The sequence below is a fragment of the Falsibacillus pallidus genome (assembly GCF_050990905.1).
GTDB classification, from domain to species: Bacteria; Bacillota; Bacilli; order Bacillales; family DSM-25281; genus Falsibacillus; species Falsibacillus pallidus_A.
This window is the reverse complement of record NZ_CP158866.1, coordinates 132387-149924: the sequence shown is the minus strand read 5'-3', so window position 1 is coordinate 149924 and position 17538 is coordinate 132387. Positions and strand designations below refer to the sequence as shown.

At 44.0% G+C, this 17538-nt stretch carries 18 protein-coding genes; all 18 read right to left on the bottom strand.

Translation table 11 applies throughout. The annotated features are described in order from the left end of the window. Positions 1-29: 29 nt before the first annotated feature. Complete coding sequence (gene rpsQ / locus ABTV07_RS00775; RefSeq protein WP_114746842.1) at positions 30-293, bottom strand: 30S ribosomal protein S17; 264 nt, start codon at positions 291-293, stop codon at positions 30-32. A 19-nt stretch (positions 294-312) separates the two neighbouring features. Beyond that, positions 313-516 carry a 50S ribosomal protein L29 gene (rpmC, locus tag ABTV07_RS00770; RefSeq protein WP_114746843.1) on the bottom strand — a complete coding sequence of 68 codons (204 nt, stop codon included), beginning with the start codon at positions 514-516 and terminating at the stop codon, positions 313-315. Beyond that, on the bottom strand, positions 506-940 hold the full coding sequence (rplP, locus tag ABTV07_RS00765; protein WP_433746272.1) for a 50S ribosomal protein L16: 435 nt from the start codon (positions 938-940) through the stop codon (positions 506-508). The genes rpmC and rplP overlap by 11 nt, the downstream gene beginning before the upstream one ends. Before the next feature lie 2 nt (positions 941-942). Next, entirely contained in the window at positions 943-1599 is a 657-nt protein-coding gene (gene rpsC, locus ABTV07_RS00760) for a 30S ribosomal protein S3 (RefSeq protein WP_433746269.1), read from the bottom strand. Between the two features lie 3 nt (positions 1600-1602). After that, a complete protein-coding gene (gene rplV / locus ABTV07_RS00755) occupies positions 1603-1944 on the bottom strand; it encodes a 50S ribosomal protein L22 (RefSeq protein WP_114746846.1) in 342 nt (113 codons plus the stop codon). Positions 1945-1962: 18 nt separating this feature from the next. Further along, positions 1963-2241 (bottom strand): 30S ribosomal protein S19, encoded by a 279-nt coding sequence (gene rpsS / locus ABTV07_RS00750; protein ID WP_433746265.1) that lies wholly within the window; start codon positions 2239-2241, stop codon positions 1963-1965. A gap of 60 nt (positions 2242-2301) precedes the next feature. Beyond that, positions 2302-3132 carry a 50S ribosomal protein L2 gene (gene rplB / locus ABTV07_RS00745; protein ID WP_114746848.1) on the bottom strand — a complete coding sequence of 277 codons (831 nt, stop codon included), beginning with the start codon at positions 3130-3132 and terminating at the stop codon, positions 2302-2304. Between the two features lie 31 nt (positions 3133-3163). Further along, positions 3164-3448 carry a 50S ribosomal protein L23 gene (gene rplW / locus ABTV07_RS00740; protein WP_433746262.1) on the bottom strand — a complete coding sequence of 95 codons (285 nt, stop codon included), beginning with the start codon at positions 3446-3448 and terminating at the stop codon, positions 3164-3166. Further along, entirely contained in the window at positions 3448-4071 is a 624-nt protein-coding gene (gene rplD, locus ABTV07_RS00735; protein ID WP_433746260.1) for a 50S ribosomal protein L4, read from the bottom strand. The genes rplW and rplD overlap by 1 nt, the downstream gene beginning before the upstream one ends. A gap of 29 nt (positions 4072-4100) precedes the next feature. Then, positions 4101-4730 carry a 50S ribosomal protein L3 gene (rplC, locus tag ABTV07_RS00730; RefSeq protein ID WP_433746257.1) on the bottom strand — a complete coding sequence of 210 codons (630 nt, stop codon included), beginning with the start codon at positions 4728-4730 and terminating at the stop codon, positions 4101-4103. A gap of 34 nt (positions 4731-4764) precedes the next feature. Then, positions 4765-5073, bottom strand: coding sequence for a 30S ribosomal protein S10 (gene rpsJ / locus ABTV07_RS00725; RefSeq protein WP_003354783.1), 309 nt, complete (start codon positions 5071-5073; stop codon positions 4765-4767). 353 nt (positions 5074-5426) lie between these two features. After that, the gene (gene tuf, locus ABTV07_RS00720; RefSeq protein WP_433746253.1) at positions 5427-6617 is read right to left on the bottom strand and encodes an elongation factor Tu; all 1191 of its coding nucleotides are present in this window, start codon (positions 6615-6617) and stop codon (positions 5427-5429) included. A gap of 131 nt (positions 6618-6748) precedes the next feature. Beyond that, a complete protein-coding gene (gene fusA, locus ABTV07_RS00715) occupies positions 6749-8827 on the bottom strand; it encodes an elongation factor G (RefSeq protein WP_433746250.1) in 2079 nt (692 codons plus the stop codon). Positions 8828-8878: 51 nt separating this feature from the next. Continuing rightward, the gene (rpsG, locus tag ABTV07_RS00710; protein WP_114746854.1) at positions 8879-9349 is read right to left on the bottom strand and encodes a 30S ribosomal protein S7; all 471 of its coding nucleotides are present in this window, start codon (positions 9347-9349) and stop codon (positions 8879-8881) included. Between the two features lie 43 nt (positions 9350-9392). Beyond that, a complete protein-coding gene (rpsL, locus tag ABTV07_RS00705; RefSeq protein WP_114746855.1) occupies positions 9393-9815 on the bottom strand; it encodes a 30S ribosomal protein S12 in 423 nt (140 codons plus the stop codon). 102 nt (positions 9816-9917) lie between these two features. Beyond that, on the bottom strand, positions 9918-10166 hold the full coding sequence (locus ABTV07_RS00700; protein ID WP_433751020.1) for a 50S ribosomal protein L7ae-like protein: 249 nt from the start codon (positions 10164-10166) through the stop codon (positions 9918-9920). A gap of 157 nt (positions 10167-10323) precedes the next feature. Further along, positions 10324-13917, bottom strand: coding sequence for a DNA-directed RNA polymerase subunit beta' (gene rpoC, locus ABTV07_RS00695; RefSeq protein ID WP_433746246.1), 3594 nt, complete (start codon positions 13915-13917; stop codon positions 10324-10326). A gap of 54 nt (positions 13918-13971) precedes the next feature. Continuing rightward, positions 13972-17532: a DNA-directed RNA polymerase subunit beta gene (gene rpoB, locus ABTV07_RS00690; RefSeq protein WP_433746243.1), complete on the bottom strand. Its 3561-nt coding sequence runs from the start codon at positions 17530-17532 to the stop codon at positions 13972-13974. Between the last annotated feature and the right edge of the window lie 6 nt (positions 17533-17538).

The following is a 17538-nucleotide window of genomic DNA, read 5'->3' as shown; positions in this document are numbered from 1 at the left end:
CGGAATAAACATCAGTCCGAACTAATAAATTAGATAATAACTGCTTTTTCTACTACTTCTACTAGACGGAAACGTTTAGTTGCGGATAATGGACGAGTTTCCATAATACGCACTACGTCGCCAGTCTTAGCTTCGTTTTGCTCATCATGAGCTTTGAACTTTTTAGAGTATTTTACGCGTTTGCCGTAAAGTGAATGTTTTTTATAAGTTTCTACTGTTACAGTGATTGTTTTATCCATTTTGTCAGAAACAACACGTCCAGTATAAACTTTGCGTTGGTTGCGTTCACTCATTCTGCAAACCTCCTCTCAATTATCGATTGTTAACTCCGATCTCCCTTTGGCGGATAACGGTTTTCATACGAGCAATCGCTTTGCGAACTTCGCGGATACGAGCAGTGTTTTCAAGTTGTCCTGTCGCTAATTGAAAGCGAAGGTTGAAAAGCTCTTCTTTTAAAGATTTTACTTTTTGTTCTATTTCGGCAGTGGTAAGGTCACGGATTTCATTAGCTTTCATTTGATTCACCACCAATTTCTTCTCGTTTTACAAACTTACATTTAACTGGAAGCTTGTGTGATGCAAGACGAAGTGCTTCGCGAGCTACTTCTTCAGAAACGCCGGCAATTTCGAACATGATCTTGCCTGGTTTTACAACTGCTACCCATCCTTCTGGTGCCCCCTTACCGGAACCCATGCGGACTTCTAGAGGTTTTGCTGTATATGGCTTGTGAGGGAAGATTTTAATCCAAACTTTACCGCCACGTTTCATGTAACGAGTCATCGCGATACGAGCTGCTTCGATTTGGCGGTTTGTGATCCAAGAAGCTTCAAGAGCTTGCAAACCGAATTCACCGAAAGCTACTTCTGCGCCACCTTTAGTGCGACCGCGCATTTTTCCACGATGTTCACGACGATATTTAACGCGTTTAGGCATTAACATGATTATTTTCCTCCTTCCTCAGTTTTCTTCTTAGCAGGAAGGACTTCTCCGCGGTAGATCCATACTTTTACTCCAAGCTTTCCGTAAGTTGTGTCCGCTTCTGCATGAGCATAGTCGATGTCAGCACGAAGAGTATGAAGTGGAACAGTTCCTTCACTGTAATGTTCAGCACGGGCGATATCAGCACCGCCAAGACGTCCAGATACCATTGTTTTGATTCCTTTTGCTCCAGCTCTCATAGCGCGTTGGATAACTTGCTTTTGAGCACGGCGGAATGAAACACGGTTTTCCAGTTGTCGAGCAATGTTTTCAGCAACCAATTTCGCATCAAGATCTGCTCTCTTGATTTCAACGATATTGATGTGCACTCGTTTACTTGTCAACTCGTTAAGAGCTTTACGAAGTGCTTCTACTTCAGTACCACCTTTACCAATTACCATACCTGGTTTAGCAGTGTGGATTGTAATATTGATGCGGTTAGCAGCACGCTCGATTTCTACTTTAGAAACAGAAGCGTCTGATAAGCGTTTCGCGATGTATTCACGAACTCTAAGGTCTTCGTGTAAAAGGTCTGCATAATCTTTGCCAGCGTACCATTTGGATTCCCAATCACGAATGACTCCGATACGCAATCCGACTGGATGTACTTTTTGACCCATTACTTATCCCTCCTTCTTTTCAGATACCACGATTGTGATGTGGCTTGTGCGTTTGTTAATTGCGCTTGCACGACCCATCGCACGTGGGCGGAAACGTTTCAATGTTGGGCCTTCGTCAACGAATGCCTCAGTGATAACCAAGTTGTTTACGTCTAGCTCATAGTTATGCTCTGCATTTGCTACAGCAGATTTCAAAACTTTCTCAACTACTGGAGAAGCAGCTTTTGGTGTATGACGTAAAATTGCAACTGCTTCGCCGATTTGCTTTCCTCGAATTAAATCAACAACTAAGCGAACTTTACGAGGAGCAATACGAACTGTTCTAGCAACAGCTTTAGCTTGCATCAGGATGCCCTCCTCTCATTAACGTCTTGTTTTCTTATCGTCACTACCGTGACCTTTATAAGTACGTGTCGGCGCGAATTCGCCAAGTTTATGACCTACCATATCTTCAGTGATGTATACTGGCACGTGTTTACGACCATCGTATACAGCTACAGTATGACCAATGAATGCTGGGAAGATCGTTGAACGGCGGGACCAAGTCTTAACAACTTGTTTTCCCTCAGTTTCGTTAAGCTTTTCGATCTTGCTAATCAAATGTTCATCAACAAAAGGCCCTTTTTTTAAGCTGCGACCCATGGTTGAACCTCCCTTCGTGATTGTTCTACGGTTCTCTCGACGAACCGTAGCTCAATCGCGTTATTTTTTGCGGTTACGAACGATAAATTTATTGGATTTAGCTTTTTTCTTACGAGTCTTGAATCCAAGAGTCGGTTTGCCCCAAGGTGACATTGGTGATTTACGTCCGATTGGAGAGCGTCCTTCACCACCACCGTGTGGATGGTCGTTAGGGTTCATTACAGATCCACGAACTGTTGGGCGCTTGCCTAACCAGCGTGAACGACCTGCTTTACCGATGTTGATAAGTTCGTGCTGTTCGTTACCAACTTGACCAACTGTAGCGCGGCAAGCAGATAAGATCATGCGAACTTCACCAGAGTTCAAACGAACTAGTACGTATTTGCCCTCTTTACCAAGAACTTGTGCAGAAGTACCTGCAGAACGTACTAATTGTCCACCTTTACCAGGTTTAAGCTCGATATTGTGGATTACTGTACCAACAGGGATGTTGATAAGTGGTAGTGCATTACCCACTTTGATATCAGCTTCTGGTCCAGACATGATTTCTGTACCAACTGTAAGGTTTTTAGGTGCTAGGATATAAGCTTTTTGACCATCAGCATAGTTGATTAATGCAATGTTTGCTGAACGGTTTGGATCATACTCAATAGTGGCAACGCGTCCTGGTATACCATCTTTTACACGTTTGAAATCGATGATACGGTATTGACGCTTATGGCCGCCACCTTGATGACGAACTGTTAACTTACCTTGGTTGTTGCGGCCACCTTTTCTTTTCAAAGGCGCTAGCAATGATTTTTCTGGTTTATCAGTAGTGATTTCAGCAAAATCAGAAACTGTCATGCCGCGACGACCGTTGGAGGTAGGTTTGTATTTTTTGATCGCCATTTCGTTTCCCTCCTCTTCTGATTAAAGTTGCTTAGACTTCAAAGAATTCGATTTCTTTGCTGTCTGCAGTCAATTTAACAATAGCTTTACGACGTTTGTTAGTATAGCCAGCATGACGACCCATGCGTTTGAACTTGCCTTTATAGTTCATGATGTTGACTTTTTCTACTTTAACGTCGAAGATTTCTTCTACTGCATCTTTAACTTGAGTTTTATTAGCTCTCACGTTTACTTCAAACGTGTACTTTTTCTCTGCCATTAAGTCAGTAGAACGCTCAGTGATAACGGGGCGCTTAATGATATCACGTACATCCATTATCCAAGCACCTCCTCTACTTTTTCAACCGCAGCTTTCGTCATGATTACTTTGTCATGACCAAGCACATCTAAAACATTTACGCTGTTTGCTTCTACTACTGTGATACCTTGAAGGTTGCGAGCAGATAGAGCAACATTCTCATCTAGACCATCAGTGATTACCAATGCTTTAGTGTTCACAGATAGGCTTTTAAGAACAGCTGCAAATTCTTTTGTTTTAGGTGCATTGAAAGCTAACGCTTCTAGTACTACGATGTTTTCTTCCATTACTTTAGAAGATAACGCAGATTTGATTGCTAAGCGACGAACTTTTTTAGGAAGTTTGTAGCTGTAGCTGCGTGGAACTGGTCCAAATACAGTACCACCACCGCGCCATTGTGGAGAACGGATAGATCCTTGACGCGCACGGCCAGTACCTTTTTGTCGCCATGGTTTGCGTCCACCGCCTGCAACTTCAGAACGGCCTTTTACTTTGTGAGTTCCTTGACGCAAGGAAGCTCTTTGCATGATTACTGCTTCAAACAACACGTGGTTGTTAGGTTCAATACCAAATACAGAATCTTTCAAGTCGATATCTCCGACTTTAGAACCTGATTGGTTAAAGAGTGCTACTTTCGGCATTCCTATTTCCTCCTTTCCTGCGATGTCGATTATTTAGACTTTACTGCAGTTTTGATTTTAAGCAAAGCTTTTTTAGGACCTGGTACGTTGCCTTTAACCAATAGCAAGTTACGCTCAGCGTCAACTTTGACAACAACTAGGTTTTGGATAGTAACTTGTTCTCCGCCCATGCGGCCAGGTAGCAATTTGTTCTTGAAAACGCGGTTAGGCGCTACAGGACCCATTGAACCAGGACGACGGTGGTAACGAGATCCGTGGGACATTGGTCCACGAGATTGGTTATGGCGCTTGATAGAGCCTTGGAAACCTTTACCTTTCGAGATACCTGTTACATCAATTACATCGCCTTCTGCGAAAATATCTACTTTGACTGCTTGACCAACTTCATACTCATCTAAGTTTGCTGCGCGGAATTCGCGAACGAAGCGCTTAGGAGCAGTATTCGCTTTATCAGCATGTCCTTTTTCCGGTTTGTTGGAAAGCTTTTCGCGCTTATCTTCAAAACCTACTTGGATAGCTTCGTAGCCATCGCCTTCAACTGATTTCTTCTGAAGAACAACGTTGTTAGCTGCTTCGATAACAGTTACAGGGATAAGCTCACCGTTTTCAGCGAAAACTTGAGTCATACCGATTTTTCTTCCTAAGATTCCTTTGGTCATGAGTCACACCTCCTGTTAAATGATTGTTTATTTATTAAAGTTTAATTTCGATGTCAACACCAGATGGTAAATCCAAACGCATTAATGAATCAACTGTTTGTGGTGTTGGGTTTACGATATCGATTAAGCGTTTATGTGTACGCATTTCAAATTGCTCACGAGAATCTTTGTACTTATGCACCGCACGAAGGATCGTGTAAACAGATTTCTCAGTCGGCAATGGAATCGGACCTGATACCGCAGCACCTGAACGTTTAGCTGTTTCAACGATTTTCTCAGCAGATTGATCAAGAATTCTGTGATCATATGCTTTTAATCGAATTCGAATTTTTTGTTTTGCCATCATTTTCCCTCCTTTTCGCCTATTTAACTATAGACATTCTCCATGGAAATTTCCCACACATCCGCCATGGCAAAGCGGCCGGGTGTGTCAGCAACCTTCCACTTCATCGCAGTCAAAGACCAACATTGTCTATTATACTAAAAGCCCAGAGAATATGCAATACCAAGATTGAAATTCTTTGTGCCTCACACACTTTTACTATTATACATAGTTTGATGAGTGTTTTCAACCACTCAAATAGATTCCTAAAATCTTCTATATAATATAGAAGAAACTTTTCCGTTCCAATGGTTTTTGGGCAAAATAAAAAGCAGATGGTGATCAGCCATCTGCTTTTTTATCAAAAAGGTTTATTACGCTTGGATGTTAGCTACTACACCAGCGCCAACTGTACGTCCACCTTCACGGATTGAGAATTTAGTACCTTCTTCAATCGCGATTGGAGCGATAAGTTCAACAGTCATTTCGATGTTATCGCCAGGCATTACCATTTCAACGCCTTCTGGAAGTTGGATGATACCAGTTACGTCAGTTGTACGGAAGTAGAACTGAGGGCGGTAGTTAGAGAAGAATGGAGTATGACGTCCACCTTCTTCTTTAGAAAGAACGTAAACTTCTGATTTGAATTTTGTGTGTGGAGTGATTGTACCTGGCTTAGCAAGTACTTGTCCACGTTGTACATCGTCACGAGCAACCCCACGAAGAAGTGCACCGATGTTGTCTCCAGCTTCTGCATAGTCAAGAAGCTTACGGAACATTTCAACACCTGTTACAGTTGTTGATTTTGGCTCTTCAGTTAAACCGATGATGTCGATAGTGTCACCAACTTTAACTTGTCCACGCTCAACACGTCCTGTAGCAACTGTTCCACGACCAGTGATTGAGAATACATCCTCAACTGGCATCATGAATGGCTTTTCAGTGTCACGTTCTGGAGTTGGGATATACTCATCAACTGCGTTCATAAGTTCAACGATTTTTTCTTCCCACTCAGCTTCTCCTTCAAGAGCTTTAAGAGCAGAACCTTTGATTACAGGAATGTCGTCGCCTGGGAAATCGTACTCAGAAAGAAGGTCACGAACTTCCATTTCAACTAATTCAAGCAATTCTTCGTCGTCTACCATGTCACATTTGTTCATGAATACAACTAGGTAAGGAACACCAACTTGGCGAGATAGCAAGATGTGCTCACGAGTTTGTGGCATTGGGCCGTCAGCAGCAGAAACAACTAGGATTCCGCCGTCCATTTGTGCAGCACCAGTGATCATGTTTTTAACGTAGTCAGCATGTCCTGGGCAGTCAACGTGTGCATAGTGGCGAGTATCAGTTTCGTACTCAACGTGTGCAGTGGAGATTGTGATTCCACGCTCGCGCTCTTCTGGAGCAGCATCGATCATGTCGTATGCCATAGCTGCACCTTTACCGCTGCGCTTTGCAAGAACAGTAGTGATAGCTGCTGTCAAAGTAGTTTTACCATGGTCAACGTGACCAATTGTACCAATGTTCGCATGTGTTTTGGAACGATCGAATTTCTCTTTACCCATTTGGAAATCCTCCTTTAATTTTAAAAGAAATTATTTGTTATTTTAATATGGTTCAAAGAAGATGGTGCACCATCTTCTTATAAACCACGTTCTACACTAGTAGTTATACTTCATTAAAGGTGAGAAATCAATTACTCGCCTTTATTTTTTTTGATGATTTGTTCGCTGATTGATTTTGGTACTTCTTCGTAATGATCGAAGTGCATGGAGAATACTCCACGTCCTTGCGTATTAGAACGAAGGGAAGTTGCGTAACCAAACATTTCAGAAAGTGGAACGAATGATTTAACAACTTGTGCATTACCACGAGCTTCCATTCCTTCAACTCGTCCACGACGAGAAGTAACGTCACCCATGATATCTCCTAAATATTCTTCAGGGATAACAATCTCAACCTTCATGATAGGCTCAAGAATAACTGGGTTACATTTTGATACGGCATTTTTAAGCGCCATAGAAGCCGCAATTTTGTATGCCATCTCAGAGGAGTCAACATCATGGTAAGAACCATCAAACAAACGAGCTTTGATGTCGATTAGCGGGTAGCCCGCAAGTACACCGTTGTCAAGCGCATCTTCTAATCCGGATTGGATAGCAGGTACGTATTCACGAGGTACTACACCACCGACGATTCCGTTTTCGAATTCGAATCCTTTTCCTTCTTCGTTAGGAGAGAATTCGATCCAAACGTGACCGTATTGTCCGCGTCCACCGGATTGTCGAACGAATTTACCTTCGACTTGAGCAGAAGCACGGAAAGTTTCACGGTAGGAAACCTGAGGTGCACCAACATTTGCTTCAACTTTGAATTCACGCTTCATACGGTCAACGATGATATCAAGGTGAAGTTCACCCATACCAGCGATGATAACTTGTCCAGTTTCCTGGTCAGTGTGCGCACGGAACGTAGGATCCTCTTCTTGAAGCTTTTGTAAAGCTGTAGTCATTTTATCTTGGTCAGCTTTAGATTTTGGCTCAATTGCAACAGAGATAACCGGCTCAGGGAATTCCATTGATTCAAGAATAACAAGATTCTTTTCATCACATAGAGTGTCACCTGTAGTAGTGTCTTTAAGACCTACAGCAGCAGCGATATCACCTGCATACACTTGAGAGATCTCTTCACGGGAGTTAGCGTGCATTTGCAGGATACGACCTACGCGCTCACGTTTGCCCTTTGTAGAGTTTTGTACGTATGAACCGGAGTTTAATGTACCGGAATATACACGGAAGAACGTCAACTTACCAACATAAGGGTCAGTCATTACTTTAAACGCAAGAGCTGAGAATGGCTCTTCATCGCTTGAAGGACGAGTAACCTCTTCATCAGAGTTTGGAACAGTTCCTTTGATTGCTGGAACATCCAATGGAGATGGAAGATAGTCGATTACTGTATCCAACATAAGCTGAACACCTTTGTTTTTGAAGGCAGATCCACAGATTACAGGATAGAATTCAACGTTAACAGTACCTTTACGGATAGCTGCTTTTAACTCATCAGTAGAGATTTCTTCTCCACCAAGGTATTTTTCCATTAATTCTTCATCAAGTTCTGCAACTGCTTCGATAAGTTTTTCACGCCATTCTTCTGCAAGCTCTTGGTGAGATTCAGGAATGTCGCGAACTTCGATTTCAGTACCTAGGTCGTTGCCATAGAATACTGCTCTCATTTCGACTAAGTCGATGATCGCTTCAAACTCATCTTCAGCTCCGATAGGAATCTGAATTGGATGAGCGTTAGCTTGAAGACGGTCATGAAGAGTTTTTACAGAGTACAAGAAGTCTGCACCGATTTTGTCCATTTTGTTGACGAAAACGACACGTGGTACTCCGTAAGTTGTAGCTTGGCGCCAAACAGTTTCTGTTTGAGGCTCAACACCAGATTGAGCATCAAGTACAGCAACTGCACCGTCAAGTACACGAAGAGAACGTTCAACTTCTACTGTGAAGTCTACGTGTCCCGGAGTATCGATGATGTTTACGCGGTGACCCTTCCAAGATGCAGTAGTTGCAGCGGAAGTGATTGTGATACCGCGCTCTTGCTCCTGTTCCATCCAGTCCATTTGGGAAGCACCTTCGTGTGTTTCACCAATCTTATGGATACGTCCAGTGTAGTAAAGAACACGTTCAGTAGTTGTTGTTTTACCAGCATCGATGTGAGCCATGATACCGATATTACGAGTGTTATCTAAGGAGAACTCTCTTGCCATGCTGTTATTTCTCCTTCCTATATGAATAATTTTTTAGGTTTAAAGATCAAATTACCAGCGGTAGTGAGCAAACGCTTTGTTTGCTTCCGCCATTTTGTGTGTATCTTCACGTTTCTTGACTGCTGCACCAGTGTTGTTTGCTGCATCAAGAATTTCGTTAGCTAAACGCTCTTCCATGGTTTTTTCACCGCGAAGACGAGCGTAGTTTACTAACCAGCGAAGACCAAGAGTCGTACGGCGCTCAGGGCGAACCTCAACTGGTACTTGGTAGTTTGCACCACCAACACGACGAGCTCTTACTTCCAATACTGGCATGATGTTTTTCAAAGCTTGATCGAATACTTCCATTGCATCTTTACCTGTGCGATCTTTGATGATATCAAAAGATGAATAAAGAATTTTTTGAGAAGTACCTTTCTTGCCATCAACCATCATTTTATTGATTAAGCGAGTCACTAGTTTAGAATTGTAAAGCGGATCTGGCAATACATCTCTTTTAGAAACAGGACCTTTACGTGGCATGTGTATTTCCTCCTTTCAGCAAAAGCTTACTTTCTTCATTGAATTATTTTTTAGCTGGTTTAGGGCGCTTAGTACCGTATTTAGAACGGCCTTGTCTGCGGCTGTCAACGCCTGCAGTATCCAAAGCACCACGAACGATGTGATAACGCACCCCTGGTAAATCCTTTACACGTCCGCCGCGGATAAGTACGACGCTGTGCTCTTGCAAGTTATGGCCAATACCAGGAATATAAGCAGTTACCTCGATACCGTTAGTCAAACGAACACGAGCATATTTACGCAATGCGGAGTTCGGTTTCTTTGGTGTCATTGTACCAACACGAGTACATACTCCGCGTTTTTGTGGAGATGATACGTTTGTGTTAGCTTTTTTGAAGCTGTTATAACCTTTGTTAAGTGCTGGAGATTTAGATTTAGTCGATTTTGATTGACGTGGTTTACGCACTAATTGGTTAATAGTTGGCATGTGTATTTCCTCCCTTCAAGTTTGTTTAAGCCCACACATCCAGGTGGTTCATTTTTAAGCAAAAACAAAGTCTTTGCAGTTCACCAGTGCTGCAAAAACATGTTAATAAAATAGTGCGACAGCTGCTGCTCCGACATCAATACCGCATGTTCTTCCAAGCTTTCGCATAGAATCTACATGAGTAATTGTGACATTCATGTTCTCAGCCGTTTCAATTACCTTCGCCGTCAACATTGGATCGGCATCATCGGCAACGATGACTTCATTGACATTTCTATCTTTTAGAGCTTTAACTGTCTGTTTAGTTCCTGCTATAAAACTTTTAGCCTGCGATACTTTTTCATAAGACATTTGCATATCCTCCAAAGCAGCTGGATAAAGAATAAGAGCAACCTTGAATATATTATCATCTACCTATTTTAATGTCAACAGGATATTTGATAATTTTCAAAAATGGAGCCGGACGCAAAAGGAAGAGTTGCTATCCTTTTGCGCCGGCCTATTTTTATTATTCTACCGTCACTGGTTCTTCAGAACCGATCAGGTCGGCTTCAGCCTTGCGGTAGCGCTGCATGCCTGTTCCTGCCGGCACCAATTTACCGATGATGACATTCTCTTTCAAGCCGAGAAGCTCGTCGCGTTTTCCTTTGATTGCTGCATCTGTAAGGACACGAGTTGTTTCCTGGAACGATGCTGCAGACAAGAAGGAATCCGTTTCAAGTGATGCTTTTGTAATACCGAGCAAGACTGGACGTCCTGTTGCAGGCACTCCGCCTTCAAGGATTGCTTTTTCGTTGGCATCCGTGAATTGATGGATATCAAGAAGAGATCCAGGAAGAACTTCTGTATCGCCGGCATCGATGACACGTACTTTGCGAAGCATTTGGCGAACCATTACTTCAACGTGCTTATCACCGATTTCAACACCCTGCATACGGTAAACTTTTTGTACTTCGCGAAGCAGGTATTCCTGCACCGCATTGACATCACGAACTTTAAGCAATTCTTTCGGATCGATGGACCCTTCAGTCATTACTTGGCCGCGGTCAACTTTATCATTTACAGCAACTTTCAAGCGTGCTGTATATGGCGCGTTATAAGAGCGCGTTTCGACTTCACCCTGGACAACGATTTCCTGCTGGCGGTCGCGGCCTTCGTTGATGGCTGTGACAACACCGGTGATTTCGGAAATGATTGCTTGCCCTTTAGGATTACGAGCCTCAAACAACTCTTGGATACGAGGAAGACCTTGTGTGATATCGTCCCCTGCAACCCCACCTGTATGGAATGTACGCATTGTAAGCTGTGTACCTGGTTCACCGATTGATTGGGCAGCGATAATACCGACCGCTTCTCCCACTTCAACCTGCTGGCCAGTAGCCAAGTTGCGGCCGTAGCACTTCTTACATACGCCGTGGCGTGTGTTGCAAGTGAAGGCAGAACGGATGGAAACAGATTCCACACCTGCACTTACGATGGCTTTCGCCAGATCTTCGTCGATCAATTCGTTTTCATTTACCATCACATCGCCAGTTTCAGGGTTTTTGATGGCTTTTCTTGCATAACGGCCAATCAGGCGCTCTTCCAATGGCTCGATGATTTCTGTGCCTTCTTTGATGGAGCTGATATGAAGGCCGCGGTCTGTTCCGCAGTCATCTTCACGGACGATAACATCCTGTGCAACATCAACAAGACGGCGTGTAAGATATCCTGAGTCAGCTGTTTTCAAGGCTGTATCCGCAAGACCTTTACGCGCACCGTGCGTCGAGATGAAGTACTCGAGTACTGTCAGACCTTCACGGAATGAAGATTTGATCGGCAACTCGATGATGCGTCCGGCCGGGTTGGCCATCAATCCGCGCATACCAGCCAACTGTGTAAAGTTAGATGCGTTACCACGGGCACCAGAGTCACTCATCATGAAGATCGGGTTGCGTTTGTCAAGGGAAGCCATCAGCTTGCCTTGGATTGTATCTTTCGCACCACTCCAGATGGAGATGACGCGGTCATAGCGTTCTTCTTCCGTGATAAGACCACGGCGGAACTGCTTCAATACATTGTCTACCTTCGTTTGAGCTTCTTTTAGAATTTCTTCTTTTTCAGCCAATACGACGATATCTGCTACACCGACAGTGATGCCGGCTTTAGTAGAGTATTTGAATCCAAGGTTTTTCATGCGGTCAAGCATCTTAGACGTTTCAGTGATTTTGAATCGCTTGAATACTTCCGCGATGATGTTTCCAAGGATTTTCTTCTTGAATGGATCAATGCCAGGCTGCTTTTGGATATGTTCCTTGACATTTGTTGTCGGATCTACAAAATACTTCTCTGGAGTGCGAACTTCCAGATTCGTTTGTGTAGGTTCGTTGATGTATGGGAACGAATCAGGCAGGATCTCGTTGAATACGAGTTTTCCGACTGTCGTGATCAAAAGCATTTTCCTTTGTTCGTCAGTGAATGTTTGATTCACTATTGAACTGGCATGAACGGCGATTCTAGTGTGCAGATGCACATATCCATTTTGATAGGCAATCAAGGCTTCGTTCGTATCCTTGAAGATACTGCCTTCACCGACAGCCCCTTCTCTTTCCATCGTCAAGTAATAGTTTCCTAATACCATGTCCTGGGAAGGAGTAACAACCGGCTTGCCATCTTTTGGATTCAAGATATTTTGAGCTGCAAGCATCAACAATCTTGCTTCTGCTTGAGCTTCAGATGATAAAGGTACATGGACGGCCATTTGGTCACCATCAAAGTCAGCATTGTATGCAGTACATACTAGCGGATGAAGACGGATTGCGCGTCCTTCGACCAATGTTGGTTCGAACGCCTGGATTCCAAGTCTGTGAAGAGTTGGAGCACGGTTCAAGAGAACTGGATGCTCTTTAATGACCGATTCGAGGACATCCCATACTTCAGGCTGAACCCGTTCGATTTTTCTTTTCGCACTCTTGATGTTATGCGCCAAGCCTTTTTCGACAAGCTCTTTCATGACGAATGGCTTGAACAATTCAAGAGCCATTTCTTTCGGAAGTCCGCATTGGTACATTTTCAAGTTAGGACCAACGACGATTACAGAACGGCCGGAGTAGTCAACACGTTTACCAAGCAAGTTTTGACGGAAGCGCCCTTGCTTCCCTTTCAGCATATGGGAAAGGGATTTTAATGGACGGTTGCCCGGGCCTGTAACTGGACGGCCGCGGCGTCCGTTATCGATCAACGCATCTACAGCCTCTTGAAGCATACGCTTCTCGTTTTGAACGATGATGCTTGGAGCACCAAGGTCCAATAGACGCTTAAGACGGTTGTTGCGGTTGATGACACGGCGGTAAAGATCATTCAAATCAGATGTCGCAAAACGTCCTCCATCCAACTGAACCATCGGACGAAGTTCAGGAGGGATGACAGGAAGCACATCGAGAATCATCCAATCCGGATCATTTCCGGAGTTTCGGAATGCTTCAAGTACTTCAAGGCGTTTGATTGCACGTGTACGGCGTTGGCCTTGTGCAGTTTTAAGATCTTCTTTCAGATAATCGACTTCTTTGTCCAAATCGATATCTTGAAGAAGTTTTTTGATCGCTTCAGCACCCATTGCAGCTTGGAATTTGTTTCCGTACTTTTCACGGTATGCACGATATTCCTTTTCGGAAAGAAGCTGTTTCTTTTCTAAGGCTGTATCAGCCGGTTCTGTTACAACATAGGAAGCGAAGTAAATGACTTCTTCCAAAGCACGCGGGGACATATCAAGGACAAGGCCCATGCGGCTAGGGATACCTTTGAAGTACCAGATGTGGGAAACAGGTGCAGCAAGTTCGATGTGGCCCATGCGCTCACGGCGAACTTTCGCCCTTGTTACTTCTACCCCGCATCGATCACAGACGACGCCTTTATAGCGTACGCGTTTGTACTTTCCGCAATGGCATTCCCAGTCCTTTGTAGGACCGAAAATGCGCTCGCAGAACAAACCGTCTTTTTCAGGTTTTAAAGTACGATAGTTGATAGTTTCTGGTTTTTTGACTTCCCCGAATGACCATGATCTGATTTTATCAGGTGAAGCTAAACCGATTTTCATATACTCAAAATTATTAACGTCTAGCAAGGGGCCTACCTCCCTTTTAATCTACAGGTTCTACCCTTATTGCTTCACAAGAGATTATTCCTTACTGCCAACAATTTCTGATTCTTCTTCTCTGGAATCAGGCGCGATGTTAAGAGTATCAGCTTGCTGCTGTTCTTCTTCATCTTCCAAATCGCGCATTTCTATTTCTTCTTCATCGCCGGAAAGGATTTTAACATCCATGCCCAAACTTTGAAGTTCTTTGATCAATACTTTGAATGATTCCGGAACACCAGGTTCTGGAACATTTTCGCCTTTGACGATGGCTTCGTATGTTTTCACACGGCCCACAACGTCATCGGATTTAACTGTAAGAATTTCTTGAAGCGTATAAGCTGCGCCATATGCTTCAAGTGCCCAAACCTCCATCTCACCGAAACGCTGACCACCGAATTGAGCTTTACCGCCCAATGGCTGCTGCGTAACTAGAGAGTATGGTCCAGTAGAACGTGCATGGAGCTTATCGTCGACCATGTGAGCAAGTTTGATCATATACATGATACCTACAGATACACGGTTATCGAACGGCTCGCCTGTTCTTCCATCGTAAAGGATGGTTTTTGCATCGCGTGCCATGCCGGCTTCTTCAATGGTAGACCAGACATCTTCCTCGCGCGCACCGTCAAATACTGGAGATGCGACATGGATTCCCAACGTTCTGGCAGCCATACCAAGGTGAAGCTCAAGCACCTGTCCGATATTCATACGAGATGGAACCCCTAGTGGGTTAAGCATGATGTCGATTGGTGTGCCGTCCGGCAAGTACGGCATATCTTCTTCTGGAAGGATCCTTGAGATAACCCCTTTGTTACCATGTCGTCCGGCCATCTTATCTCCTTCAGAAATCTTACGCTTCTGAACGATATAGACACGGACAAGCTGGTTGACGCCTGGAGGAAGCTCATCTCCGTCTTCACGGTTGAAAACTTTAACATCAAGGATGATTCCTTCACCGCCGTGAGGTACACGTAGTGAAGTATCACGTACTTCACGTGCTTTCTCACCAAAGATTGCGTGCAATAGACGTTCTTCAGCTGTCAATTCAGTTACGCCTTTAGGTGTTACTTTACCAACAAGCAGGTCTCCGTCTTTTACTTCCGCACCGACCCGGATGATTCCGCGTTCGTCAAGGTTGCGCAATGCATCTTCCCCGACGTTAGGAATATCGCGAGTGATTTCTTCAGGTCCCAGTTTGGTATCGCGTGATTCTGACTCGTATTCTTCAATGTGGATGGATGTGTAGACATCATCTTTCACAAGACGTTCGCTCATGATGATGGCATCTTCATAGTTGTATCCATCCCATGTCATGAATCCGACCATAACGTTGCGGCCAAGAGCCAATTCACCTTTTTCCATTGATGGACCGTCAGCAAGGATTTCACCTTTTGTCACACGGTTTCCTACAGCAACGATTGGACGCTGGTTGTAGCAAGTACCCTGATTGGAACGGATGAATTTTTGCATACGGTATTTATCAAGATCGCCTTTTACTTCCTGGCCATCTACTTCTTTGATGCGGCGAACCCATACTTCACGGGATTCAACATGTTCAACGATTCCTTCGTGTTTGCAGATTACTGCAGCACCGGAGTCTTTTGCAGATACATATTCCATACCTGTACCGACGATAGGTGATTCAGGCTGCATGAGAGGTACAGCTTGGCGCTGCATGTTCGCTCCCATCAATGCACGGTTGGAGTCATCATTTTCTAAGAACGGGATACATGCAGTCGCAGCAGATACTACCTGCTTAGGAGATACATCCATGTAGTCGATGCGCTCTCTCTTGATGACTGTGTTTTCCCCTCTGAAACGAGCGATTACTTCTTCATCAAGGAATTCCCCGTTGTCGCCCAAACGAGCATTCGCCTGTGCCACAACATAGTTATCTTCCTCATCTGCAGTCAAGTAATCAATATGGTTAGTCACGTCTCCTGTTTCAGGATCGACGCGGCGATATGGTGTTTCAATAAATCCGAAGCGGTTGACTTTCGCAAAAGATGAAAGCGAGTTGATCAATCCGATGTTCGGACCCTCTGGAGTTTCGATCGGACACATGCGGCCATAATGGGAGTAATGGACGTCACGTACTTCGAATCCGGCACGCTCACGTGTCAAACCACCTGGTCCCAATGCAGATAGACGGCGTTTATGCGTCAATTCAGCAAGCGGATTGGTTTGATCCATGAACTGCGACAACTGGGAACTTCCGAAGAATTCTTTGATTGACGCAATCACAGGTCTGATGTTGATCAGCTGCTGAGGCGTGATTGTGTTTGTATCCTGAATGGACATCCTTTCGCGTACCACACGCTCCATACGGGATAAACCGATACGGAACTGATTCTGAAGCAATTCACCGACAGAACGAAGACGTCTGTTTCCTAGATGATCGATATCATCTGTATCCCCTACTTCATGAAGCAAGTTGAAGAAGTAGCTGATAGAAGAAATGATATCTGCAGGAGTGATGTTTTTGATTGCTTCTTCTACAAAAGCGTTGGCAATGACGTTGATGTCCTTTTCGCCTTCCTCATTTGGAGCGAAAATTTTAATAGATTGCAGGACAATATCCTCTTCTACCACTCCACCGTTTTGGCGGAAAGTCTTAAATCCAACTCCGCTTTCAAGCTGAGGAAGGATTTTATCCAGGGTGCGGCGGTCAAGAAGAGTTCCTTTTTCTGCAATGATTTCGCCTGTTTCAGGATCTGCCAATGTTTCAGCCAGTTTCTGATTGAACAGACGATTTTTGATATGAAGCTTTTTATTGATTTTATAGCGACCAACATTCGCTAGATCGTAGCGTTTTGGATCGAAAAAGCGGGAAACCAAAAGGCTTTTCGCATTTTCAACTGTAGGCGGTTCGCCCGGGCGTAAACGCTCATAGATTTCGAGAAGCGCTTTTTCAGTGCTTTCCGTATTGTCTTTTTCCAGCGTGTTGCGAATATATTCATTATCACCAATTAAATCGATGATTTCCTGGTCGGAGCCGAATCCAAGTGCACGCAATAGAACCGTTACCGGCAATTTGCGCGTGCGGTCGATGCGTACGTATACGACATCCTTCGCATCTGTTTCGTACTCAAGCCAGGCACCGCGGTTCGGAATAACAGTCGCAGTGAATCCTTTTTTACCGTTCTTATCCAATTTACCGCTGTAATACACACTCGGAGAACGAACGAGCTGTGATACAATTACGCGTTCTGCCCCATTGATGACGAAAGTACCTGTTTCAGTCATCAGCGGGAAGTCACCCATAAATACATCTTGATCTTTTACTTCACCTGTTTCTTTGTTAACCAAACGTACCTTCACTCGAAGAGGCGCGGAGAATGTAACATCTCTTTCCTTTGATTCTTCAACTGAATACTTTGGCTCTCCAAGGGAATAGTCGATGAATTCCAAGGAAAGGTTCCCTGTGAAATCTTCGATAGGAGAAATGTCGTGGAACATTTCTTTTAATCCCTCATCTAGAAACCATTGATAGGAAGATGTTTGGATTTCAATAAGGTTTGGAAGCTCCAAAACCTCACTGATACGCGCAAAACTTCTGCGTTGGCGGTGTCGTCCATACTGAACAAGTTGACCTGTCAACTGATT